Origin of the sequence: Paraburkholderia sp., from assembly GCF_050742655.1 — a bacterium.
GTDB lineage: Bacteria > Pseudomonadota > Gammaproteobacteria > Burkholderiales > Burkholderiaceae > Paraburkholderia.
In genome coordinates, this window is the sequence record NZ_JBOIGG010000030.1 from 21071 (window position 1) to 44067 (window position 22997).

Genomic DNA, 22997 nt, shown 5'->3' on the forward strand with positions numbered 1-22997 from the left:
GTGGCGTTTCGTCGTGTGGCAGGGAAGGCATGGATTCGATGAGTTCGAAGTCGTCATCTGTCGCGTAGTGCCAGCGGTACGCCTGGTGCCGTGCCTGGCGTCGCGGGTGCCGGGGAGAGCCAGCCGCCCGCGAGCGCCTTGTACAGCGCGACGGCGGTGCCGGCGCTGCGCGCGCGGCTGTCGGCGGCGGCATCCTGCGCCTGCAGTGCGTTTCGTTCTGCATCGAGCACCTCGTAGTAGTCGATTGCGCCGGCCTGAAAACGCACGAACGCGAGTTGCGCGGCCTGCGTGCTGTCTTCCGACGCGCGATCGAGATGGCCCGCTTCATCGCGCGTGCGGCTGTAGCGGATCAATGCGTTCTCGGTGTCTTCGAGCGCGAGCAGCACGGTCTGCTGATACTGCGCGAGGAGGCCAGCGGCATCGGCCTCGCTCGCGGCGAGGCGCGAGCGCACGCGGCCTATGTCGAGAAACGACCAGTCGACGCCAAGCAGGACCTGGTTCGTCGCGCTGCCGCTCGCGAAGGGGCCGTACTGGCGCGACGCTGCCGAGCATGCCGGACAGGCTCAGGCGTGGAAACAGATCGGCGGTCGCGACGCCGACGCGTGCAGTGGCCGCGTGCAGCCGCTCTTCGGCAGCCGCGACGTCGGGACGGCGGCGCAGTACCTCGCCAGGCGTGCCCGGGTCGATACCTTCAGGTGTTTGCGGCACGAGCCCAGGCGTGTTGAGTTCGGCGATCAGCGCCTCGGGCGGCTGTCCGGTGAGCACCGCAAGCCGATGCTCGTCGACGGCGATGCCGGCCTCGTAGACTGCGACGCGCGACGACGTCGATTCGAATTGCGCGCGTGCGCGGGCCGCATCGAGATCGGTGCCGCGTCCGGCGCTCAGACGTGCCTCGATCAGATCGAGTGTTTTGCGCTGGTTGACGGCGTTGTCGCGTGCAATCCGCAGACGCGCCTGCTGACCGCGCAGGTCGATGTATGCAGCGGCAACGTCGCCGGCAATCGCGACGCGTACCGCGCGGATATCGGCGGCGCTGGCCGCGGTTTCGGAGCGCTGCGCCTCGACGCGTCGGCGCACACGGCCAAACAGATCCAGCTCCCAGCTGGCATTGATGCTGGTTCCCGACAACGGCGTGTCGCGTTGATCGCGCGGCGCGCCGAACGCCTGGTCCTTGCTCATCAACTGATGGCCGATCTGCGCGCTAGCCGTGTCGGTCGGGTAGAGATCGAAGCGGGCGTTGCGCAGCATCGCGTTCGACGAGTCGTAGCGCGCGACTGCGAGCTTCAGGTCGTTGTTCGCATCGAGCGCGCGGTCGATCAGCGTGCTGAGCCGCGGATCGCCGAAGCTGTGCCAGAAGATGTCGTCCGATGTTGCGCTTGCGGGACCGTTGTCATGAGTCGCTTGCGAAGAGGTCGACGCGCGCGCAAAGCGATCAGGTGCAGCCGACGTCGGTCGTTTGTAGTCGGGGCCGACCGCGCATGCGGTCAGCGTGAGCGCCAGCATCAGCGCGGACAGGCGTGCGGGTGCGTTCATGAACGATCCCCCTGCAACGTGCTGTGCTGTTCCTTCCACACGGCTGGATTCTCGCGAGTGAGTTTGCGGATCGTCACGTAGAACACCGGTGTGAGGAACAGGCCGAACAGCGTGACGCCGAGCATTCCCGAAAACACCGTGATCCCCGTCGCCGCACGTACTTCGCTGCCGGCGCCACTGCCGGTCAGCAGCGGCACCGACCCGGCGATAAACGCCACCGACGTCATCACGATCGGACGCAGCCGCAGTCGGCATGCTTCGAGCGCGGCGTCGACAGTGCCTATCCCCTGGATTTCCAGTTCGCGAGCGAATTCGACGATCAGGATCGCGTTCTTGCACGCGAGCCCCATCAACACGACGAGCCCGATCTGCACGAACACGTTGTTGTCGCCGCCCGTGAGCCACACACCGAACAGCGCCGCGCACATGCATACCGGCACGATCAGGATCACCGCGAGCGGCAGCGTCCAGCTTTCGTAGAGCGCCGCGAGCACGAGGAAAGCGAGCATCACCGCGAGCGGAAACACCAGCAGCGCCGCATTGCTCTGCGTGACCTGCTGGTAGCTCAGGTCGGTCCATTCGAGTGTGATGCCGGGAGGCAGCACGTCCTTCGCGATCTGTGTGAGCTTCGCGATCACCTGGCCGGACGACAGCATCTTCGGATCGGACTCGCCGATCAGGTCGGCGGCCGGGTAGCCGTTGTAGCGCACCACCGGATCGGGACCGTAGCTCGGCACGACGGAGACCATCGAGCCGATCGGCACCATCTCGCCGTTGGCGTTGCGCGTGCGCAGGTTGCCGATGTCCGCGGCTGTCTGCCGATGCGCGGCATCGGCCTGCGCCATCACGCGGTACACGCGACCGAACAGGTTGAAGTCGTTCACGTAGACCGAGCCGAGATAAACCTGCAGCGTGCCGAACAGATCGGTCAGCGTGACGCCTTGTGCCTTTGCCTTCACGCGATCGACCTTCACCTCGAGCTGCGGAATGTTGGCCTGATACGAACTGACCGGATAGCGCATGCCCGGCGTCTTCGCGACGGCGGCCTGGAACGCACCCAGCGCATTCTGCAGCGCGCCGTAGCCGAGACCCGCGCGGTCTTCCAGATATAGCGAATAGCCCGAGCCGTTGCCGAGCCCCTGGATCGGCGGCGGCATCAGCGCGAACGCGAAGCCGTCGGTGATCTGCGCAAAGCGCGCGTTGAGTTCGGCATTGATCTGCGCGGCGCTGCGATGACGTTCGTCGAATGGCTTGAGGCCGATGTACGAGTTCGTGATGTTCGGCGTGTTCACCACTTGCAGCGCGTTCAGACCGGCGTACGCGGGGACGATCGATACGCCGTCGACGCTGTGGGCGATCTGCGCCATCTGCCGCGTCACGGCGTCGGTGCGCGACAGCGATGCGCCTTCCGGCAGCTTCGCGCCGGCGAACAGATAGAGCTTGTCCTGAGTCGGGATGAAGCCGCCCGGCACCGTGTGGAAGAGCAGCGCGGTCGCGCCGAGCAACACCGCGTACACACCGAAGATCACGCCGCGGCGGCTGAGCGAACGCGACACCGCGCCGTGATAGCCGTTCGAACTGCGCTGGAAGAAGCGGTTGAACGGACCGAACAGCCAGCCGAACAAACGATCGATGATCCGTGTGGGTATATCTTTCGGCGCGTCGTGCGGCTTCAGCAGTTTTGCGGCGAGCGCGGGCGACAGCGTCAACGAATTGATCGCGGAGATCACCGTCGAGATCGCGATCGTCACCGCGAACTGCTTGTAGAACTGCCCGGTCACGCCGCTGAGGAACGCCATCGGCACGAAGACCGCGCACAGGACGAGCGCGATCGCCATGATCGGGCCGGACACTTCGCGCATCGCCTGATGCGCGGCGTCGCGTGGGCTCAAGCCCTGGCTGATGTTGCGCTCGACGTTCTCGACGACGACGATCGCGTCGTCCACCACGATGCCGATCGCGAGCACGAGACCGAACAGCGTCAGCGTGTTGATCGAGTAGCCGAGCACGTACAGCCACGCAAACGTACCGACGACCGACACCGGCACGGCGACAAGCGGAATGATCGACGCGCGCCAGGTCTGCAGGAACAGGATCACGACGATCACGACCAGCACGACCGCTTCGATCAGCGTGTGCTGGACCGCGCGGATCGACTCGCGCACGAACACGGTCGGGTCCCAGACGGGGCGATACGCGAGGCCGGGCGGAAAGCGCGTGGACAGCTCGTGCAGCTTGGCGTAAACCGCGTTCGCGACAGCAAGCGAATTGGCGCCCGGCGACAGGAAGATGCCGACGGCTGCCTGAATCTGCGTGTCGTAGAGCGCGCGCAGCGTGTAGTCGCCGGAACCGAGTTCGACCCGCGCGACGTCGGACAGACGGACCACCTGGCCGTCCGCGCCGCTCTTGATCACGATGTCGCCGAATTCCTGCGCGGTGCGCAGCCGTCCGCGCACACTGATCGAAGTCAGGAAGCTGGTTGTGTTCGGCGACGGTTCGGCGCCGAGTTGTCCCGCCGACACCTGCACGTTCTGTTCGCGCACCGCGTTGATCACGTCGCTGGCTGTGAGCCCGCGCGACGCGAGCCGGTTCGGATCGAGCCAGATGCGCATCGCGTAGTCGCCGGACCCATACAACCCCACGTTGCCGATACCGGGGATGCGCGACAGCTCGTCCTTCACGTGCAGCGTCAGGTAATTGCGCAGGTACAGCGCATCGCGGCTGTTGTCCGGCGAATACAGGCTCACGTACATCAACGGCGTCGGCGACTGCTTCTGCGTGGTCACGCCGTACTGACGCACTTCGTCGGGCAGGCGCGACTGCGCCTGGGCCACGCGGTTCTGCACGCGCACCGCGGCGGTATCGGGATCGACGCCCGGCAGGAAGGTGACCACCACCTGCAGGCTGCCGTCGGAGCCGGCCACCGATTTCATATACATGATCCCTTCGACGCCGTTGATCGCTTCTTCGAGTGGCTCCGCGACCGACTCCGCGATTTCCTTCGGATTTGCGCCCGGATAGGTTGCGCGTACGACGACGCTCGGCGGGACGACCTCGGGATATTCGCCGGCGGACAGCATCGGGATCGCGATCAGACCGGCCGCGAAAATGACGATCGACAGCACGACCGCGAAGATCGGCCGGTCGATGAAGAACCTGGAAAAATTCATGGGGATTCGCGGGTTACTGCGCCGTTGCCGGCGGGGTCGGGTTCGGCGTGACGGAATGGCTGGATTCGGTGGCGATGGTTCTCGGCTTGACCGGCGCGCCCGGATAAAAGATGCGCTGCACGCCTTCGACGACGACCGCATCGCCGGGCTTCAGGCCCGACTCGACGATCCGTTGTCCGTCGATCGTGCGACCGATCGTGACGTCGTGGCGCAGCGCCCGATCGCCGGGGCCGACCACGTACACGTACTTCTTGTCCTGATCGGTCAGCACGGCGCGGTCGTCGACCAGCAGCACGTTCTCGTTGCGCTCGCCGAACAGCTGCACGCGGGCGTAGAGGCCGGGAATAAACGAGCGGTCGGCGTTCGACAGCCGGGCGCGCGCGCGGATCGTGCCCGTCGCTGAATCGAGCCGGTTGTCGAGGAAATCGACCGTACCGGTGTGCGGGAAACCGCTTTCGTTCGCGAGGCCGATGCGCACCTGGTTCGCGGCGATTGCATCGTGCTTGCGTGGCTCGTCGTGCTCGCGCTGCGCGTTGTAGCGCAGGTAGCTCTGTTCGTCGCAGTCGAAATAGACATAGACGGGGTCTTGCGAAACGATCGTTGTGAGCAGCGTCTGGTCGGCACTTGCAAGGTTGCCGACGGTTGCGAGTGCGCGGCCCGCGCGTCCGGTGATCGGTGCGCGCACCTCGGTATAGCTCACGTCGAGCTTCGCGGCGTCGACGGCTGCTTCGGCCGCATGCAGATCGGCGGTGCTTTGCGCGTAGGTTGCTCGGTTCGTGTCCAGTTCCTCCTGCGACACGGCATGCGCACCGACCAGCGATTGCGTCCGCGCGAGCTGCGTCTGCGCAAGCGACTGCGCCGCACGGGCGCGTGCGAGTTGGGCGTCAGCCTTTTCCAGTGCGATCCGGTACGGACGCTGATCGATGACGAACAGCACCGCGCCCTGCGCGACCTGATCGCCCTCCTTATACGAGACGCGTTGCAGATAACCGCTGACGCGCGGACGCAGGTCGACTGCATCGACCGCGTTGATCCGCCCGTTGAATTCGTCCGATAGACGGATCGCGTGTGCCACCACCTTGACGACGCCGACCTCGGGCGGTGCGGAGGCCGCGTTGTCGTCTGCTCCGCGATGACAGCCGGTGAGGGCGAGGATCACGACGAGGGTGCCGATCGTCAGTAACGACCGGGTGCCAGGCAGTGCGCTGACAGGGGGAGAAGGGTGCATTTGACATCGCTCTGAATTAGACTGGGCGAAGTCTACAAATTGAAGTTAACTTGAAGTAAAGCTATTAAAAGTGAATAAAGGTGAAACGATGCGTCCCACGAGTGAAGGGAATGACCCGCTGATCCCGATCAGCGAAATCTCCGCGCGTAGCGGAGTGACGGCGTCGGCGTTGCGCTTCTACGAGGCGCGGGGATTGATCGTCGCGCATCGGAGCGGTTCGAGCCGCCGGTACTACCCGCGCTCTAGCCTGCGCCGGCTGGCGTTCATCGTGTTCGCGCAGCGGATCGGCTACTCGCTCGACGAGATCGCCGGGCAACTGTCCAGCCTGCCGACCGACACGTTGCCGACCAACAAGGACTGGCTACGACTGTCGCGGGGATGGAAGGCGAGGGTGACGCAGAAGATCGAAGAGCTGCAGCGGCTGAACATGGACCTCGATCACTGCATCGGGTGCGGGTGTTTGTCGCTGAAGCGTTGCAAGCTCACGAACCCGGATGACCGGTCGGGGAAGGCGGGGCCGGGGGCGCGGCGGTGGCAGGGGGATCCGCCGCCGGTTTGACCTGACAGCGTTTCATTCGCCGGATGGCGTGTTTATCGCCTTCGTGATTTCTGCCAGCAATGCGGCAGTCTGCGCATCGGCGAAGGGCACGCGCTCGGTATAGGCGCAGACCATCAGATATTTGAGCAGGGGTTCGACCTTCGCCAGCAGCTCTATCGAGTGTGTTTGCTGGATATCGGTCGGACGGTAGTGCGTTGTCGAAGTGAGTTGCCGCATGGAACAGGACTCCTGGGTGGTACGCGATTTCTTTGCAGGAGCTTATGAGACCAGCGGAGTGCCCAAATGTGTCTTACGTCGAATTACGGGGGATTTCGGGAAGTTTTGGTGGGGGAGTTCGACGGCGTGTCGGGTTGGTTTGCGAAACTGGGTGAGGAAGTCGTGGGTTTGTGAGGGACGCCCGTATCTGCCTGCCTACGTTCGGACTGCGGATGGACGCGCCATAGCGTTTCCGAACGAGACGTCGGGGAGCCTCTGGATGTTGCCCGGCTTCGATCGCCTGAAAAACCGATGAGATAAGCGATGTTCTGGCGGAGGCGGTGAGATTCGAACTCACGGAAGGGTTGCCCCTTCGCCGGTTTTCAAGACCGGTGCATTCAACCACTCTGCCACACCTCCGGGAGGCGGGATTGTACCCTGGAACGCCGCAGCTGCACGGCGTTCCACGTCCCCGCTCAGTGTGAGTCGTGCAGGAAAAGCCCCTGCAGATCGTTCAGAAAGCGCTGACCGAGCGGCGTCGGCGCGATGTGCTGATGATCCCGCGCAATCAACCCACGGCGCTCCGCTTCCTGCAGTGCCGGCTCGATCGACGTCATCGACAACCCCGTCCGCTCGATGAAGCGATGCACCGGGAAGCCTTCAACCAGCCGCAACGCGTTCAGCATGAACTCGAACGGTAGATCGTGCGTGCCGACTTCATGCTCCTCCTGCACCGGTGTACCGGCCTGCGCCTGCTCGATGAACGTCGACGGATGTTTGTAGCGCACCTGCCGCAGCACGCGATTCGGAAACGACAGCTTCGTGTGCGCGCCCGCGCCGATCCCGAGGTAGTCGCCGAACCGCCAGTAGTTCAGGTTGTGTTTGCTCTGCCGATGCGGCTGCGCATACGCCGACACTTCGTAGCGCGCATAGCCGGCCTCGGTGGTGCGCTCGTGAATCCATTCCTGCATGTCGGCGGACGCATCGTCGTCGGGAAGGGCCGGCGGATACTTCGCGAACAGCGTGTTGGGCTCGAGCGTCAGGTGGTACAGCGACAGGTGCGGCGGTGCGAAAGCGAGCGCCGCTTCAATGTCGGCCTGGCATTCGGCGAGCGTCTGCTGCGGCAGAGCGAACATCAGGTCGAGGTTGAAATTGTCGAACGTCTTCGCGGCGACGTCGACCGCATGGCGCGCCTGCGTCGCGTCGTGAATCCGGCCGAGCGCTTTCAGGTGCGCCTCGTTGAAGCTCTGGATTCCGACCGACAGCCGGTTGACTCCGCTCGCCCTGAACTGCGCGAACTTCGCGGCCTCGAACGTACCAGGGTTGGCTTCGAGTGTGATCTCGGCATCGGCGTCGAGTGGCAGCAGCGCCCGCACGTCGGACAGCAGCCGGTCGAGCCCGGCCGCCGACAGCAGGCTCGGCGTCCCGCCGCCGATAAACACCGTATGCACCTGACGGCCCCACACCAGCGGCAGCGCGAGCTCGAGATCGGCGCGCAACGCGTCGAGGTAGTCGTCTTCGGGGAACGCGTCGCCCTTCCATTCGTGCGAATTGAAATCGCAGTACGGGCACTTGCGCACGCACCACGGGAAATGCACGTACAGCGCGAGCGGCGGCAGCGATGTCAGCCGGATGCTGCCCGGTGCGGTGAACGCCCGGATCACGCCGACACCCGTCGATGCGGTGCTCATGCGTCCTCCCGCAGACGCGCGAGCAGTTGCCGCAACGCGATCGCGCGATGGCTGTTCGCGTTCTTCACGGCCGGGTCGAGTTGCGCAGCCGTCGCGTTCAGTTCGGGGATGAAGAACAGCGGGTCGTAGCCGAAGCCGTTCGCGCCACGCGGCGCGTCGAGCATTTCACCGTGCCAGCGGCCTTCCGCGATCAGCGGTTCGGGGTCTTCTTCGTGACGCACGAGTGCGATCGCGCAGTAGTAGTACGCATGGCGATCATCGCTATGTCGTAGTTGTTCGAGCAGGTGCGCGTTGTTCGAAGCGTCGCTTTTCTCGCCGCCCGCGCGCTCGGCATAGCGCGCCGAATAGACGCCGGGCGCGCCGCGCAGCGCGCGCACGCAGAGACCGGAATCGTCGGCGAGCGCGGGCAGGCCGGTGAGCCGCGCCGCGTGACGCGCCTTGGTCAGCGCGTTCTCGACGAAGGTCGGGTAGGGCTCCTCCGCCTCGGGCACATCGAGCTCGCCCTGCGGGACGAGCGTAATGCCGGCGTTCTCCAGCAGCGCTGCGAACTCGCGCAGCTTGCCGGGGTTGTTTGACGCGAGCACGACCTTCGCAAACGTGCCCGCCGGTGCAACGCGCTCACTCATCCTTCAACCCCAGTGCCTCTTTCTGCTTTGCGATCAGCGTTTCGATGCCGGCCTGTGCGAGATCAAGCAGCGCGTTCATCTCGTCGCGCGAGAACGGCACGCCTTCGGCGGTGCCCTGGATCTCGACGAAGCCGCCGTCGCCGGTCATCACGACGTTCATGTCGGTGTCGCACTGCGAGTCTTCATCGTAGTCGAGGTCGAGCACCGGCACGCCGTTGTAGACGCCGACCGAGATCGCGGCGACGTAGTCGGTGATCGGCGACGTTTCGATACGGCCGGTGGTAAGCAGCTTCGCGATCGCGTCGTGCGCGGCGACGAACGCGCCGGTGATGCTCGCGGTGCGCGTGCCGCCGTCCGCCTGGATCACGTCGCAGTCGATGTGCAGCGTGCGCGTGCCGAGCCGTTCGAGATCGAATACCGAACGCAGCGCGCGGCCGATCAGGCGCTGGATTTCCTGCGTGCGTCCGGTCTGCTTGCCGCGCGCGGCCTCACGGTCGCTGCGCGTGTGCGTCGCGCGCGGCAGCATCCCGTATTCGGCCGTGAGCCAGCCCTGGCCGCGATCGCGCAGGAAAGCGGGCACCTGTTCGGCGATGCTCGCGGTGCAGATGACCTTCGTGTCGCCGAATTCGACGAGCACGGAGCCCTCTGCGTGCTTCGTGTAGTGGCGCGTGATGCGCACGTCGCGCAACTGGTCGGCGGGGCGGCCGCTGGGGCGTTTCGTGGTGTCGTTCATGGTCGGGACCGTGACAGGGGAGGTGGGGCGGAGGAAACCGGGATTTTACCGCCGATCGGCGGAGCGGGCGGCGTTTGCGCGGGGCCCCGGTCGACGGGGCCGCGCAGCGAAAGATGGGATAATGCGCGTTCCACGCCCCGCGTCCCGTACACGCCGGGCGACTCGATCCACAGGCCATCCGGACGACCCCCGCGGTCGTTCTCCGGCCTTCCTCGCGAGACGAACGATGATCTACAGCATGACCGGCTATGCGAGCGCCACGCGCGAACTCGCCGCGACCTCGGGCAACGGCGGCGTAAGCGTGTCCGTCGAACTCCGCACCGTTAACTCGCGTTTTCTCGATCTGAACTTCCGGATGCCGGAGGACGTGCGCGTCTGCGAACCGACACTGCGCGAGATGCTGATGACGAAGCTGTCGCGCGGCAAGGTCGACATCCGCATCAACGTGCAGCGCAGCGAGCAGGCCGCGAACGCGGGCGCGCTGAATCGCGATGCGCTCGATCAACTGGCGGTGCTCGAACAAGCAGTGCTGCAGGCGTTTCCCGATGCGGGCCATCTGCGCACCGGCGAAATCCTGCGCTGGCCCGGCGTACTCGCCGAAAGCGGTGTCGCCGCGGACACGCTGCGTGATGCGGTGCTCGGCTGCGGCAAGCAGGCCATCGTCGATCTGATCGACGTGCGCGGGCGCGAAGGCGCACAACTCGCGACGATGCTGCTGAACAACGTGACCGAGATGGAAGCGATCGTCACGAAGATCACGCCGCTCGTGCCGGAATTGATCGCGAAGCATCAGCAGAAGATCGTCGAGCGTCTGCAGGAGGCGCTCGGTGTCGCGGCGCCCGACACAACTGCAACGAGCGTGTCGCGCGAGGAAATCAGCGAGCGCATTCGCCAGGAAGTGACGATGTACGGCATCCGCATCGACATCGCCGAAGAATTGTCGCGGCTCACCGCGCACCTGAACGAAACGCGTCATGTGATCGAGAAGGGCGGCCGGGTCGGCAAGCGTCTCGACTTCATGATGCAGGAGCTGAATCGCGAGGCGAACACGCTCGGTTCGAAAGCGGCGGCGAAGGAGCTTGCCGATTCGTCGATGACGTTGAAGCTGCTGATCGAACAGATGCGCGAGCAGGTGCAGAATCTCGAATAAATCAGAACATCCGGAGTCAACATGACCGACCACACACGCGACGGCCACGCGCCGCGCAACCCGTACGCAGGCGGCTACCCGGGCAACCTGTTCATGGTCGTCGCGCCGTCGGGAGCGGGCAAGTCGACGCTGGTCAACGCGCTGATCGACCGCGATGCGGCGATCCGCCTGTCGATCTCGTACACGACGCGTCCGCCGCGCCCGAAAGAGCAGGACGGCGAGCACTATCACTTCACCACCGTCGACGATTTTCTCGCGCGTCACGCGGCCGGCGAGTTTCTCGAAAGCGCCGAGGTGCACGGCAACTACTACGCGACGTCGCGTGTGTGGATCGAAGGACAGATGAAAAGCGGCCATGACGTGCTGCTCGAAATCGACTGGCAGGGCGCGCAGCAGGTGAAGAAGCAGTTTCGCAACGCGGTCGAGATCTTCATTCTGCCGCCGTCGCTCGAAGCGCTCGAAGACCGGCTGAGAAAGCGCGGCCAGGACGAACCGAACGTGATTACGCGGCGCCTGCTCGCGGCCGGCAGCGAGATGGCGCACGCGGCGGAAGCGGAGTACGTCGTGATCAACGAGAACTTCGATCGCGCGCTTGCGGAGTTGCAGTGTCTGGTCGGCGCGACGCGCTCGCGGTTCGCGTCGCAGTACGCGCGCCACACGGAGCTGTTCATGCAGCTCGGCATCCACCTGCCGCACGGCGGCTGACGGCGGGATGCCGTGCACATAAGGTAGAATAAGCGACATACTGAGAAGGAACCCACGACATGGCCCGCATCACCGTTGAAGACTGCCTGAAACAGATTCCGAATCGTTTCGAACTGGCGCTTGCCGCAACCTATCGCGCGCGTCAGCTCGCACAAGGCCACACGCCGAAGATCGAAAGCCGCGACAAGCCTACCGTCATCGCGCTTCGCGAAATCGCGGCCGGCCAGGTCGGCGTCGAAATGCTGAAGAAGGTGCCGGTCTAAGGCACCTCGTCCGGTTTCGATCGCCGTGTAATTCACCCCACGCGTGCAGACCGCGAACCGTTGACAAGGAGGCGAGCATGAGCACCAATCCATCGCCTCCTACCGAAGCCACCGAAATCGAGCGGGAGTCAGACTCCCCCTCGTCCGCACGCAAGTACATCGACGCGGTTCTCGAACAGTCGTTTCGTCATCTGTTCGGGCCGACCGCCACGCCGGAGCAGCCGCGCCGGCACGACGTCGTCTCGATCGCGAAGCTCACCTCCGCCCTCGCCGGCTATCTGTCCGCCGACGAGATCAAGGAGGTCAAAGCCGCGTTCCACTTCAGCGACGAAGCCCACCTGGGCCAGTATCGCCAGAGCGGCGAACCCTACATCACGCATCCTGTCGCCGTCGCCGAAATCTGCGCCAGCTGGAAGCTCGACGCGCAGTCGATCATGGCGGCGCTGCTTCACGACGTGATGGAAGACCAGGGTGTGACCAAGGCCGAGCTTGCAGAGCGCTTCGGCGCGAAGGTCGCGGAACTGGTCGACGGGCTGTCGAAACTCGACAAGATGGAGTTTCGCAATCGCGAGGAAGCGCAGGCGGAAAACTTCCGCAAGATGCTGCTCGCGATGGCGCGCGACGTGCGCGTGATCCTCGTCAAGCTCGCGGACCGGCTGCACAACATGCGCACGCTCGGCGCGGTGCCGCCGGAAAAACGCCGGCGCGTCGCGCGCGAAACGCTCGACATCTACGCGCCGATCGCGCATCGGCTTGGCCTGAATAACACCTATCGCGAGCTTCAGGACCTGAGCTTCGCGAACTTCAATCCGCATCGCTACGCGACGCTCGAAAAAGCGGTGAAGGCCGCGCGCGGCAATCGCCGTGAAGTGGTCGGCAAGATTCTCGAGTCGGTGCAGCGCGCGATCTCCGACGCGCAGCTCGATGCCGAGGTGACCGGCCGCGAGAAGACCATCTTCAGCATCTACAAGAAGATGCGCGACAAGCAGCTGTCGTTCTCGCAGGTGCTGGACGTCTACGGTTTTCGCGTGGTCGTCGAAAGCGCGCTCGAATGCTATACGTGCATCGGTGCGCTGCATGCGCTCTACAAGCCGGTGCCCGGCAAGTTCAAGGACTACATCGCGATCCCGAAGGTGAATGGCTACCAGTCGCTGCATACGACGCTGGTGGGGCCGTTCGGCGCGCCGATCGAGTTCCAGGTGCGCACGCGCAAGATGCACGAGATCGCCGAGGCCGGCGTCGCAGCGCACTGGCTGTACAAGAACGGCGGCGCGGATCTGAACGACGTGCAGAAGCGCGCGCATCAGTGGCTCAAGTCGCTGCTCGACATCCAGAGCGAAGCAGGGGATTCGAGCGAATTCCTCGAGCACGTGAAGATCGATCTGTTCCCGGATGCGGTCTACGTGTTCACGCCGAAGTCGAAAATCATGGCGCTGCCGCGCGGCGCGACCGCACTCGACTTCGCGTATTCGATCCACAGCGATCTGGGCAACCAGTGCGTCGCGGTGAAGATCAACAACGAACTGCTGCCGCTACGTACCGAACTGAAGAGCGGCGATATCGTCGAGGTGATCACCGCGCCGTATTCGAAGCCGAATCCCGCGTGGCTCGGCTTTGTCCGTACCGGCAAGGCGCGCTCGGCGATCCGCCACTATCTGAAGACGATGCGGCTTAACGAGTCCGTGCAGCTCGGCGAACGGCTCGTCGACCAGGCACTCAAGGGCTACGGGTTCGCGCTGTCGGACGTGACGCCGGAGGTCTGGGAAAAGCTCGTGCAATGGACGGGCAACAAGAACGGCCAGGAAATCTTCGCGGATATCGGGCTCGGCCGGCGCGTCGCCGCAGTGATGGCGAAGCGCATCGAGGTGCTGTTGAGAGGCCTCGATACGGACGAGGACAATCCGCGTGAATCGTCGGGGGCATCGACTCCTCCGCCGGTGGTCATTACCGGGACCGAAGGCATGTCGGTGCAGCTGTCGGCGTGCTGCAGGCCGATTCCGGGCGACGACATCATGGGTTACATCGGCATCGGACTCGGCATGGCGATCCATACGACCGACTGCCGCGTCGCCCAGCGCATCCACCGGCGCGATCCGGGCCGCTGGATCGACGTCGCGTGGGCGCCGCAGCCGGGCCGTCTCTTCGACGTGGCGGTCAAGGTGCTCGTGAAGAACACCAAGGGCGTATTCGCGCGCGTGGCCGCGGATATCACGTCGGCCGATGCGAACATCGTGCACATCGCGATGGACGAAGATCTGTCGCAGGAATCCACTGTGCTGCGGTTTGTGATCCAGGTGAGCGACCGTGTCCATCTCGCCAATGTGATGCGCCGCGTGCGGACCAATCCTGACGTGATGCGTATCGCCCGTGAGCGGCCGGAGGAGCAGCACCACCGCCACGACGGCGGGATGCGGATCGATCGGGAACGCGCGGACTACTGATCCCGCTATTCCTGGAACTGGCCTCGCAGCCCGCTCCATGCTCGATGGAGCGACGCAATGAATCTAACCGACCTCATGTGCGAGATTTTATCGCGCTCAAAAGCAAAGGGCCTTCCGCAATGGAAGACCCTTCATGAGTGGTGCGGCTGGCAGGATTCGAACCCACGACCCCTTGGTTCGTAGCCAAGTACTCTATCCAACTGAGCTACAGCCGCATATAACCGATACCGACAAAAGCGTGGACAACGCGCTTACAACGGCTTGAAATGAAAGGGCCTTCCGTGGAGGAAGGCCCTCAAAAAAGTGGTGCGGCTGGCAGGATTCGAACCCACGACCCCTTGGTTCGTAGCCAAGTACTCTATCCATCTGAGCTACAGCCGCACGCAGAAACGAGATTATAGCAAAGCTTCAAAAAAAGGGAAGCGACAAACGCGGATTTGTCCCCCTGAGGGGATCGTGTAACCTTGAAGCAGGACGTGTGCAGCAATCATCGGATTACCATGAACAAGGCTTTTGTCAAAGAATCGAGCGACGAGAACGACGACGATCTCGATGTCGCTCAACCCGAGGTGCCCGCTGGGGCAAAGAACTACATCACGCCGGCCGGTTATCGGCGATTGCGCGATGAACTGCTTCATCTGATCGACGAGGCGCGGCCAGAGGTCGTGAAACTCGTGTCGTGGGCCGCGTCGAATGGAGATCGTTCGGAGAACGGCGATTACATCTACGGGAAGCGGCGATTGCGCGAGATCGACCGGCGCATCCGCTTTCTGACCAAGCGACTCGATCTCGCCGAAGTGGTCGACAGCAGCCGGCAGGAGAGCATCGATCAGGTGTTCTTCGGTGCAACCGTCGATTATGCGACCGGGGATGGTAGCGAGCACACGGTGACGATTGTCGGCGTCGACGAAGTCGATCTGGACCGTGGGCACGTTAGCTGGATCTCGCCGGTGGCACGCGCGCTGTTGAAGGCGCGGATCGGCGATCAGGTGACGCTTCACACGCCCGTGGGAGCCGAACCCATCGACGTGCTCGACGTCAGGTATCCGCCGCCTGATGTAGTGGCGTGAACGCCGCCGCACATTGCGTTAAGGAAATAAAAAAAGGCGCCGCAAGCGGCGCCTTTCGATACTGCGGATACTGCCAGTCGCTTAGAAGCGGTGGCGCAGGCCAGCCGTAACAGCGATCTGCTTGTTGTTGCCCGAAGCAGCCAGACCGTTGATGTCGGCATCGACACCAGCGCTTGCGTTGACTTGCTGGTACTCGCCTTGCAGGTAGACGTCGGTACGCTTCGACAGCGCATACGCCGTTTGCAGGTTGAACTGGTTCCAGTGCGGACGCGCACCGTCCAGGCTTGCGCGGGTGTACGTGTACGAACCGGCAATGCTCAGAGCCGGCGTCAGAGCGTAGCGGGCGTTCGCTTCGATGTTCTGGAAGTGAGCGCTGTTGCTGGCGAAACCAATACCGCCCGTTTGACCCGAAGCGCCGGCGCCGATGCCCACCAGTTGCGACAGGTTCGTTTGCGTGTACACCAGGCCGACGGTTGCCGGGCCGAACGCGTAGTTAGCACCTGCGCCCCACGTTTGCTGGCGGCCAGCGAAGAACGTGTTGTCGCTCGACACTGCGCCACCCGAGTTAAACGCTGCCGAAGCGGCGTTGGCACCGGTGCTGTTCAGTTGCAGGTAAGCCGCAGCGAGATTCAGGCCGCCCCAGTTGTACGACGCGCCCGCGCTGTATGCACGGTTGTTCGCGAAGCCGTTAGCCTGATTCGAGAAGCCATACAACGCGCCGAACTTGAAGCCGCCGTAGTTGACGCTCTGGTACTTGACCGAGTTGTTAACACGGAACGAGTTGTTCAGGTTGTCGTTGTCGAACGGGTGCGCGAACTGCGTGCCGCCGTATTGCGTGCCGGTCAGCGACATCGGGCCGACGTAGTCGACCATGCTGTCGTATTGACGGCCGAGGGTCACGGCGCCGAACTGGTCGCTCGACAGACCGACGAACGCCTGACGACCGAATTCGCGGCTGCCTTGGCCCAACGTGCCGTTGGCGATGCTGAAGCCGTTTTCCAACGTGAAGATTGCCTTCAGGCCACCGCCGAGGTCTTCAGCGCCGCGCAGGCCCCAACGGCTACCGTTCACCGAGCCGCTCGTTTCTTGCCAGTTGGAATGGCCGTGCTGGTTGTTCGTGTAGGTGATGCCCGCGTCGATCAGGCCGTACAGCGTGACGCTGCTTTGTGCGTGCGCTGCGGTAGCGAAAACGCCCGTCAGGGCAGCGACCATGAGAGTCTTTTTCATCTTTGTAACTCCGAGAACAGGATGGGCTTTAGCAACCCAGGCTTGAAGGGAACCATCACGCGAGCGCTGCGAGAGGCGAAATTCGCGTGAAGCGCGCGGTGCTGCGAGCGCGCCGGTTTCCGGACAGGCAAAGTGTAGAGAGGCAGGGGCTGGAGAGGGCGTTCCGATTTGCGCAATAAAGTATTACGTGATCGGAAATGATGTCGGATCAGGGCGTAAGCCTTGCTGGTAAAGGCTTTGCGGGAGAGGTGGTGCTACGAGGAGGGTGTGTCAACCAACAGGCGTTGTGCAATTGCTACAACAAACTATGCGCGAAAACAACGCAAAAAGACATATAAATGGATTGTTGTTGTATATGGAATAGATGATTGTGATTCGTGCGGGTAATCGTCAGCTTTGCTGCCGCTATACTGAAACCTCTGCTTTCCGAAGCAGACTTTTTCGTTGACGAAAAAGATCTCCAAACCTTTGTCGGCGCGACTTCCCAGTCGCGCTTTTTTTTACCTGGTCGAAGCCTCGGCCCGTCAGCCGTTCTGTGAACTGGCTATTGCGAAGGGATCGGGTGCCGACGACAGGGTCCAATCTTCCATTACATAGTGGCGAGCGTCCATAGGGGAAGACAGCAGGTTCTGCCAGTGATCGCCGTGCCATACGGGATCGAATGCGAAGGCGGAGAAGGCAGGCGTCGCGCGCGCGACTTTGGCCTTGGGTCGCGTGAGCCACGCGACGAGGCGATGGAATCCGTTGAGCATTTTTGATCTCCCTGACCGCTTTGTAAAATCCATCCTGAAGGGGATGCTCCGGGTGAACAACCCGGACAAACACTTACCGAAAACACGCTTCGTTACTTCTCGGAAATATTTTCCTGGATTATTCGAATATCCGGGATCGATAAGTAATAGTGACGTTTTTATAGTAGTCGCGGCCCCCGAAAACCCGGGTGGAAATGAGCGCGATGCGAAGCGCATGGGCAGTTTGATTCAATGCGTTGTTTCTTCCAAAAATTTGCTTGACGACGGTTCGCCGCCGCCCGTATAACGGCAATGCTGAATTTTCGATTGACAGACGCACCGGCATTCAAAGCCGATGCGTGCCTCCGGCAACAGAGGTTGGGCATCGTGGATCGGCTTGAGGGCATTGCCCGCTTTTATTAAATCTTGAAGGAAACTGGAACATGGAAACCGGTATCGTCAAATGGTTCAACGATGCTAAGGGCTTTGGCTTCATTACATCGGATGCAGGCGGCGAAGATCTGTTTGCGCATTTCTCGGAAATTCGCTCGGAAGGCTTTAAATCGCTGAAGGAAAATCAGCGCGTCTCGTTCGAAGTCAAGACGGGCCCCAAGGGCAAGCAGGCTGCGAACATTCAGCCGCTGTAAATGCCTTTAGCCGCGTGAGTCAGCTGCGGCATATTGGAAGCCTCCTTTCTGGAGGCTTTTTTTATTTTGTGCAGCGATTAACCGATTTTGAAAACCGGTAATCGAATATCGGTTTCTGGAGGCGGCACGCGGGGTAAAACGCGCTTGCGGCTCCGGGCAACGTCCGCACCTGCTGCCGAATCCGCCACCACCTCGTCCCGCTGCCCACTGATGGCATACTGCGCGAACACCACTTTTCGAATTCTTTATGTCCGAGCCTGTCCCGCCGAATCTTGCGACCGATACGCCGATCGTCTTCGTCGATCTCGAAACGACGGGCGGCTCCGCGGGCGCAGACCGTATTACTGAAGTCGGGGTGGTCGAAATCGGGCCGAATGGACTTTCGCGCTGGAGCACGCTGGTCGACCCACGGCAGTCCATTCCGCCGTTCATCCAGCAACTCACCGGGATCAACGACGCCATGGTGCGTGGCGCCCCTGCTTTCGACGTCATCGCCCCCGCGCTTTTCGATCGCCTGAACGGCAAGCTGTTCGTCGCGCACAACGCCGGCTTCGACCGCGGCTTCCTGCGCAGCGAGTTCGCGCGCGCGGGCTTCGCGTTCAATCCGGACGTGCTTTGCACTGTGCGATTGTCGCGGGCGCTGTTCCCCGCCGAAAAGCGGCACGGACTCGATGCGTTGACCGCGCGGCACGGACTGGTTGCCTCCGATCGTCACCGCGCGCTCGCCGATGCTGATCTGTTGTGGCAATTCTGGCAGCGTCTTCATACGCTGGTCCCGGTTGAAACATTACGCGCGCAGATCGATCGCACGATGCAGCGCTATCGTCTCGCCGGCGACATCACCGAGGATCATCTCGATGCCGCGCCGGCTGGCTGCGGCGTCTATGTGTTTTATGGCGACGACGACGTGCCGCTTTACGTCGGCAGGAGCGTGCGCTTGCGTCAGCGGCTGCGCTCGCATTTGACGGGCGAGCGTCGATCGTCGCGGGAGATGCGCATTGCGCAGCAGATCCGGCGAGTCGAATGGCGGGCGACGGGCGGAGAGGTCGGCGCGCTGCTGGCCGAGGCACAATGGATCGCGACACTCCAGCCCATGCATAACCGGCGGCCGAGAAGCGCCAGGGGTGATCCGGTCGACGCGCCATGGCCGTACGACGGCGCGATCGTCTTCGAAGAGCGGGACGATGCGCAGCGGCAGCGCACCTTTCATGTCGTCGATCGGTGGCGCTACGTCGGCGGCGCGCCTTCGCTCACAGAAGCCACTGGTCTGTGGTCTTCGAGCCCGGCAGGAACGTTCGAGCTGTCGACGTACCGGATCCTGCAGACTCATCTCGCACGCGGCCTGCGCGTGATGCCGCTTGCTGCATCCGAGCCGTCGATGACAGGCGCAGCTTCGGCGGCGGCGTAAGTAACCGCCGGCGCTTCCTCGCATCCTCCATCGATCGTGCGTTAGCCGGTCGCGCCGACCCCTCCCGATTCGCACACGTGACCGAGCGCTCGCACGAGTGCGCGCGAATACGCGGCGTCGTAGCGTGTCAGCGATTTCCAGTTCGAGATGCCATCCGCGACCTGCGTCGGACAATCAGGCGCGGTGCGCAATGGCTGCACGCGCGCGAGCCCCGCGATAAGCGACACCGTCAACGCGTCCAGCTGCGGCCGCGTCGTGCTTGCGAGATCGGGTGCCGGGCCTTCGGGCGGCCGCGTCGCCTGCCATGTCTTGAACAGATCGTTCTGGACATCCTTGCTCGCGTCGATCTGGTCCTGGAAAAACGCATGCGCAAATGCCGGATCGACGTTCGCCGCCACTGCGCGTTTTTCCACGACTTTGAGCAGTGCGGTTTCGCGAGGCGTGTCGGTAATTGGCTGATGATTCGCCCACTTCCAGCGCGCGACCGGTTCGGCCAGCGCGAGCCGCTGCGACGCGAGCGCGATGAGGTTGGTCAGCGCGACGTCGCCGTCGGCCGCGCGAGCCGGCGCCGGTACAAACGCAAGAGCGGGGAAGAGCGCGAGCGTACAGCCGAGCGCACGGAAGCAATGCGAAGTTTTCATCGGAAGCGAAATGGGTGTCGGTGCTGGGTCGACCGGGAAAGCAGAAGGATAGACGAAGCGCCTAAGGAGCGTGCGCCGGTCAGGTAAAACGAGGGGAGAGAAGACGACGCAGAGGCAACGCGCGCCCAGGCCCGTACGCCAGAGCGATGAGCTTCTGGCGGTCAGCAGGCGATAACCCGCGTGCGCAATTCCAGGGGCGCGTGCAGACGCGAATTACCGCAACGCAGCATCGAAGCTGTGGCGGTCACGACGTCGCGACTGGTGCTTACTTTTGCTCGCACGTCTTGCGTTGTTCGTCGAGAAACGCGCGAACGTGTTCCGGCAATTCGGCCCCGAGGAATTCGACGCCTGCGGGTTCCGGGTCCGGACTGAAAACCTTGTCCGGGCTCGGGACTCTCGGCGGTTTGGTATCCATGATAATTCTCCTGTGCAAACCGATTATCTGCCTCGACCGCCGATTTGCACCAGCGCTGCGAAGCCGTCATGTTGCTTTCACCAGTCCTCTGTTGCTTTAACGGCACAGCGCTGCATTAATTCAAAGCCGTTCAAATAAAATTCGTAGATCCTGCCGCGGGCTGCATGCTCGAAATCTCAGTCGCCGATCTCTTTCTTAACGAACGATTCCCTGTCTGCGTTGACGTGCTTTCGTGCGTCATCAGTCGCCATCGGTAAAACCCGGCGATCCGCGATCGAACTCCACGTCACTCCCCATTTCATTTGCAGGCCCGCAGTACGTGCTTCCCGGCCCAGTTGCTCCGCCTGTATCGCGCGGCGTGGCTGACCGCACGCGGTTGCTGAACTGCGGGTCGACGATCAGGCCGTCGCGTAGCTCGATGCCACACTACCGTCATATGAATCAGTGTTAGCGCGCGGTCTTCTCAATCTCCTGGCGGATTCGCTCTTCCATTTCGCTGAAGCGCTTGCGCCCAGCGATCGGCGTGTCGTCTCGAGCCCGATCTGTTGTCGGACCATTTTGTCGATCGGCTCAAAGTCGAACCGAGGGTGCGGATCCCGATCGACCACGGCGAGCGCGTCGTAGAGGTTCAGATTGTCCGGGCAGGGCGTGTCGATTTTGCTGCGTTGCCGCAATGTCGAACACGACAGTCGCTGCGTGATGGATTCCGACCACAGCGAGCACTCGACGTCGACGTCGAGAGCAACAATGAAGAAGCCAAACCAGTAGAGCCACGATGCTTCAATAGCATCAATGAGATGACACTCATATCATTTCAGTTTGACGGGTTTTTACCGAGAATCCATTCCGAACGCAGCATTCGCCCGTTCATTAACCGGAAGGAGATTCATCATGAAAACCCGTCAAACATCGTGGTTCGTCACCGCTGCTCTTGCGCTTTCTCTCGCCGCTCCATTTGCCGCCCATGCGCAAACGTCCGGCTCGACCCTCACGCGTGCGGAAGTGCGTGCCGATCTCGCGCGTCTGGAAGCGGCCGGTTATCGGCCGGGCGCGAACGACCGCTACTACCCGAGCGACATTCAGGCCGCCGAAGCGAAGGTTGCTGCCGCGCAGTCCGCAGCTGCAACCGCGGTTGGCGGTGTGACCGCCGGTATGTCTGACGCAGGCGGCCGTGCGGTCATCTCCACGACCGCGAACGCCGGCGCGCTGTTCGCCCACCACTGATGAGTGCAACCGCCGATGCCGCGCGGCTGCGTAGCATCGGCTGCTCGCCTGTCGACGCACAGACGCCTCATCCGATATCTAACCGGTGCTGGCCGTGGATCTTCTCCCGTCGATACGCGCATTCGCCGCGGTTGCCAGATTGAACAGTCTTGCCCGTGCATCGGCCATCTCACCGTAGCGAACACACGCGATAACACACGGGATGCGATCCGCCTCGCGGCCTGACATTGATGACGCGACGTCATTTGATTCCTGACCGCCAGGCCCTTTATCTCTCTGGCGCGGCCATCGTTAAATGGCCCCATCAATATTGAAGGAGAAGTCGATGTACGCGATAACAGGAATTACCGGCAAGGTCGGCGGTGTCGTTGCACGCTCGCTGCTTGCAGCGGGTCTGCCGGTTCGGGCCATCGTGCGCGACGCGGCGAAGGGCGATGAGTGGGCGAAGCTCGGCTGCGAGATCGCGGTCGCGGAGATCGGTGACACCGATGCGCTGGCCGCCGCATTTCGCGGCGCGGACGGCGTCTTTCTGATGACGCCGTCGAACTTCGATCCGGAACCCGGCTTTCCGCAGACCCAGCGCAATTGCATATCGGTGAAGCGTGCCGTGGAAGCCGCGCAACCCGGCAAGATCGTCTTTCTTTCCACCGTTGGCGCACACGTGACGGAGCCGAATCTCCTGAACAACTCGCAGATGACCGAAACCATGCTGCGCACGCTCGCGGTACCGGTGTGCATGCTGCGCGCGGCGTGGTTCATGGAGAACGCGACGTGGGACGTCGATGCGGCGCGCGCAGGGACGATCCCGAGTTTCCTGCAGCCGCTCGATCATCGGATTCCGATGATTGCGACCGCGGACATCGGACGCACCGCGGCGGACCTGTTGCGCGAGTCGTGGACCGGTCAGCGCATCGTCGAACTCGAAGGTCCGCGGCGCTACTCGGCGAACGATATCGCGAAGGGCTTCTCGTCGGCGCTCGGCAAGCCGGTTCAAATGGAGCCCGTGCCGCGCGATACGTGGGAGGCGTTGTTCCGTTCGCAGGGCATGCGCCATCCGCTGCCGCGCATCCGGATGGTCGACGGTTTCAACGAAGGCTGGATCGACTTCGAAGGCGGCCCCGGTATCGAGCATCGCACCGGCACGGTGTCGCTCGATGCGGTGCTGAAGGAACTGGTCTCGTAAGTCCACGCCGTGCCGTCGCGTACCGCGACGGCACGGCAACGGCGTTAGCGCGCTGCTTCACGCGCCTTTCGGCCCGCCGGTTTTCCGTCCGACGCCGCGAGCGACGCAATGAAGTCGAGAAATGTCCGCACCTTCGCAGGCACATGGTGACGCGACG

The 22997-nt window shown here is 63.1% G+C and carries 20 protein-coding genes, 3 tRNA genes and 1 pseudogene; 10 read left to right on the forward strand and 14 right to left on the reverse strand.

Annotated features, from left to right (window positions below; genetic code table 11):
* Positions 1-53: 53 nt before the first annotated feature.
* The 3 genes and pseudogenes from ACREXZ_RS28735 to ACREXZ_RS28745 form a co-directional block, all read right to left on the reverse strand.
* Positions 54-1533, reverse strand: a pseudogene (locus ACREXZ_RS28735) (efflux transporter outer membrane subunit).
* Positions 1530-4703, reverse strand: a complete 3174-nt coding sequence (locus ACREXZ_RS28740; protein WP_431767529.1) for an efflux RND transporter permease subunit — start codon at positions 4701-4703, stop codon at positions 1530-1532. Before ACREXZ_RS28740 ends, ACREXZ_RS28735 begins: the two are co-directional and overlap by 4 nt.
* Positions 4704-4716: 13 nt before the next feature.
* A complete protein-coding gene (locus ACREXZ_RS28745) occupies positions 4717-5931 on the reverse strand; it encodes an efflux RND transporter periplasmic adaptor subunit (RefSeq protein WP_431767530.1) in 1215 nt (404 codons plus the stop codon).
* An 88-nt stretch (positions 5932-6019) separates the two neighbouring features.
* Here ACREXZ_RS28745 and soxR point away from each other — a divergent pair, with 88 nt between their 5' ends.
* Positions 6020-6490 (forward strand): redox-sensitive transcriptional activator SoxR, encoded by a 471-nt coding sequence (soxR, locus tag ACREXZ_RS28750; protein WP_431767531.1) that lies wholly within the window; start codon positions 6020-6022, stop codon positions 6488-6490.
* A 12-nt stretch (positions 6491-6502) separates the two neighbouring features.
* On the opposite strand, the gene ACREXZ_RS28755 is transcribed toward soxR, so the two are convergent.
* From ACREXZ_RS28755 to rph, 5 genes are all read right to left on the reverse strand, one after another.
* A complete protein-coding gene (locus tag ACREXZ_RS28755; RefSeq protein WP_431767532.1) occupies positions 6503-6706 on the reverse strand; it encodes a hypothetical protein in 204 nt (67 codons plus the stop codon).
* A 309-nt stretch (positions 6707-7015) separates the two neighbouring features.
* Positions 7016-7105 (reverse strand) — tRNA-Ser (locus ACREXZ_RS28760).
* 56 nt (positions 7106-7161) lie between these two features.
* Positions 7162-8376 carry a radical SAM family heme chaperone HemW gene (hemW, locus tag ACREXZ_RS28765; RefSeq protein WP_431767533.1) on the reverse strand — a complete coding sequence of 405 codons (1215 nt, stop codon included), beginning with the start codon at positions 8374-8376 and terminating at the stop codon, positions 7162-7164.
* A complete protein-coding gene (rdgB, locus tag ACREXZ_RS28770; RefSeq protein WP_431767534.1) occupies positions 8373-9002 on the reverse strand; it encodes an RdgB/HAM1 family non-canonical purine NTP pyrophosphatase in 630 nt (209 codons plus the stop codon). Before rdgB ends, hemW begins: the two co-directional genes overlap by 4 nt.
* Positions 8995-9735: a ribonuclease PH gene (gene rph, locus ACREXZ_RS28775; RefSeq protein WP_431767535.1), complete on the reverse strand. Its 741-nt coding sequence runs from the start codon at positions 9733-9735 to the stop codon at positions 8995-8997. The genes rdgB and rph overlap by 8 nt, the downstream gene beginning before the upstream one ends.
* A 226-nt stretch (positions 9736-9961) precedes the next feature.
* On the opposite strand from rph, the gene ACREXZ_RS28780 reads away from it, so the two are divergent.
* The 4 genes from ACREXZ_RS28780 to ACREXZ_RS28795 all read left to right on the forward strand — a co-directional run bounded on the left by ACREXZ_RS28780 (position 9962) and on the right by ACREXZ_RS28795 (position 14294).
* Positions 9962-10885, forward strand: a complete 924-nt coding sequence (locus ACREXZ_RS28780) for a YicC/YloC family endoribonuclease (RefSeq protein ID WP_431767536.1) — start codon at positions 9962-9964, stop codon at positions 10883-10885.
* Between the two features lie 21 nt (positions 10886-10906).
* On the forward strand, positions 10907-11590 hold the full coding sequence (gene gmk / locus ACREXZ_RS28785) for a guanylate kinase (RefSeq protein WP_431767537.1): 684 nt from the start codon (positions 10907-10909) through the stop codon (positions 11588-11590).
* A gap of 59 nt (positions 11591-11649) precedes the next feature.
* Positions 11650-11853, forward strand: a complete 204-nt coding sequence (gene rpoZ, locus ACREXZ_RS28790; protein WP_114176401.1) for a DNA-directed RNA polymerase subunit omega — start codon at positions 11650-11652, stop codon at positions 11851-11853.
* 77 nt (positions 11854-11930) lie between these two features.
* Complete coding sequence (locus ACREXZ_RS28795; protein WP_431767538.1) at positions 11931-14294, forward strand: RelA/SpoT family protein; 2364 nt, start codon at positions 11931-11933, stop codon at positions 14292-14294.
* Between the two features lie 138 nt (positions 14295-14432).
* Here ACREXZ_RS28795 and ACREXZ_RS28800 read toward each other — a convergent pair.
* Positions 14433-14509, reverse strand: a tRNA-Arg gene (locus ACREXZ_RS28800).
* Positions 14510-14598: 89 nt separating this feature from the next.
* Positions 14599-14675 (reverse strand) — tRNA-Arg (locus ACREXZ_RS28805).
* Between the two features lie 119 nt (positions 14676-14794).
* Between ACREXZ_RS28805 and greB the strand changes: the two genes are divergently transcribed.
* On the forward strand, positions 14795-15364 hold the full coding sequence (gene greB / locus ACREXZ_RS28810) for a transcription elongation factor GreB (protein WP_431767539.1): 570 nt from the start codon (positions 14795-14797) through the stop codon (positions 15362-15364).
* 81 nt (positions 15365-15445) lie between these two features.
* On the opposite strand, the gene ACREXZ_RS28815 is transcribed toward greB, so the two are convergent.
* Complete coding sequence (locus tag ACREXZ_RS28815) at positions 15446-16591, reverse strand: porin (RefSeq protein WP_431767540.1); 1146 nt, start codon at positions 16589-16591, stop codon at positions 15446-15448.
* A gap of 524 nt (positions 16592-17115) precedes the next feature.
* Positions 17116-17343 (reverse strand): hypothetical protein, encoded by a 228-nt coding sequence (locus ACREXZ_RS28820; protein WP_431767541.1) that lies wholly within the window; start codon positions 17341-17343, stop codon positions 17116-17118.
* 422 nt (positions 17344-17765) lie between these two features.
* Here ACREXZ_RS28820 and ACREXZ_RS28825 point away from each other — a divergent pair, with 422 nt between their 5' ends.
* Both ACREXZ_RS28825 and ACREXZ_RS28830 read left to right on the forward strand, forming a co-directional pair.
* Complete coding sequence (locus ACREXZ_RS28825; protein WP_091011435.1) at positions 17766-17969, forward strand: cold-shock protein; 204 nt, start codon at positions 17766-17768, stop codon at positions 17967-17969.
* A gap of 247 nt (positions 17970-18216) precedes the next feature.
* Positions 18217-19377: an exonuclease domain-containing protein gene (locus ACREXZ_RS28830; RefSeq protein ID WP_431767542.1), complete on the forward strand. Its 1161-nt coding sequence runs from the start codon at positions 18217-18219 to the stop codon at positions 19375-19377.
* 41 nt (positions 19378-19418) lie between these two features.
* On the opposite strand, the gene ACREXZ_RS28835 is transcribed toward ACREXZ_RS28830, so the two are convergent.
* Together ACREXZ_RS28835 and ACREXZ_RS28840 are read right to left on the reverse strand one after the other, a co-directional pair.
* Positions 19419-20018, reverse strand: a complete 600-nt coding sequence (locus ACREXZ_RS28835; RefSeq protein ID WP_431767543.1) for a chorismate mutase — start codon at positions 20016-20018, stop codon at positions 19419-19421.
* Positions 20019-20283: 265 nt separating this feature from the next.
* On the reverse strand, positions 20284-20433 hold the full coding sequence (locus ACREXZ_RS28840; RefSeq protein ID WP_431767544.1) for a hypothetical protein: 150 nt from the start codon (positions 20431-20433) through the stop codon (positions 20284-20286).
* 891 nt (positions 20434-21324) lie between these two features.
* Here ACREXZ_RS28840 and ACREXZ_RS28845 point away from each other — a divergent pair.
* Together ACREXZ_RS28845 and ACREXZ_RS28850 are read left to right on the forward strand one after the other, a co-directional pair.
* Entirely contained in the window at positions 21325-21657 is a 333-nt protein-coding gene (locus tag ACREXZ_RS28845) for a DUF4148 domain-containing protein (protein WP_431767545.1), read from the forward strand.
* A 325-nt stretch (positions 21658-21982) separates the two neighbouring features.
* Entirely contained in the window at positions 21983-22840 is an 858-nt protein-coding gene (locus tag ACREXZ_RS28850; RefSeq protein WP_431767546.1) for an NmrA family NAD(P)-binding protein, read from the forward strand.
* Positions 22841-22997: the final 157 nt, after the last annotated feature.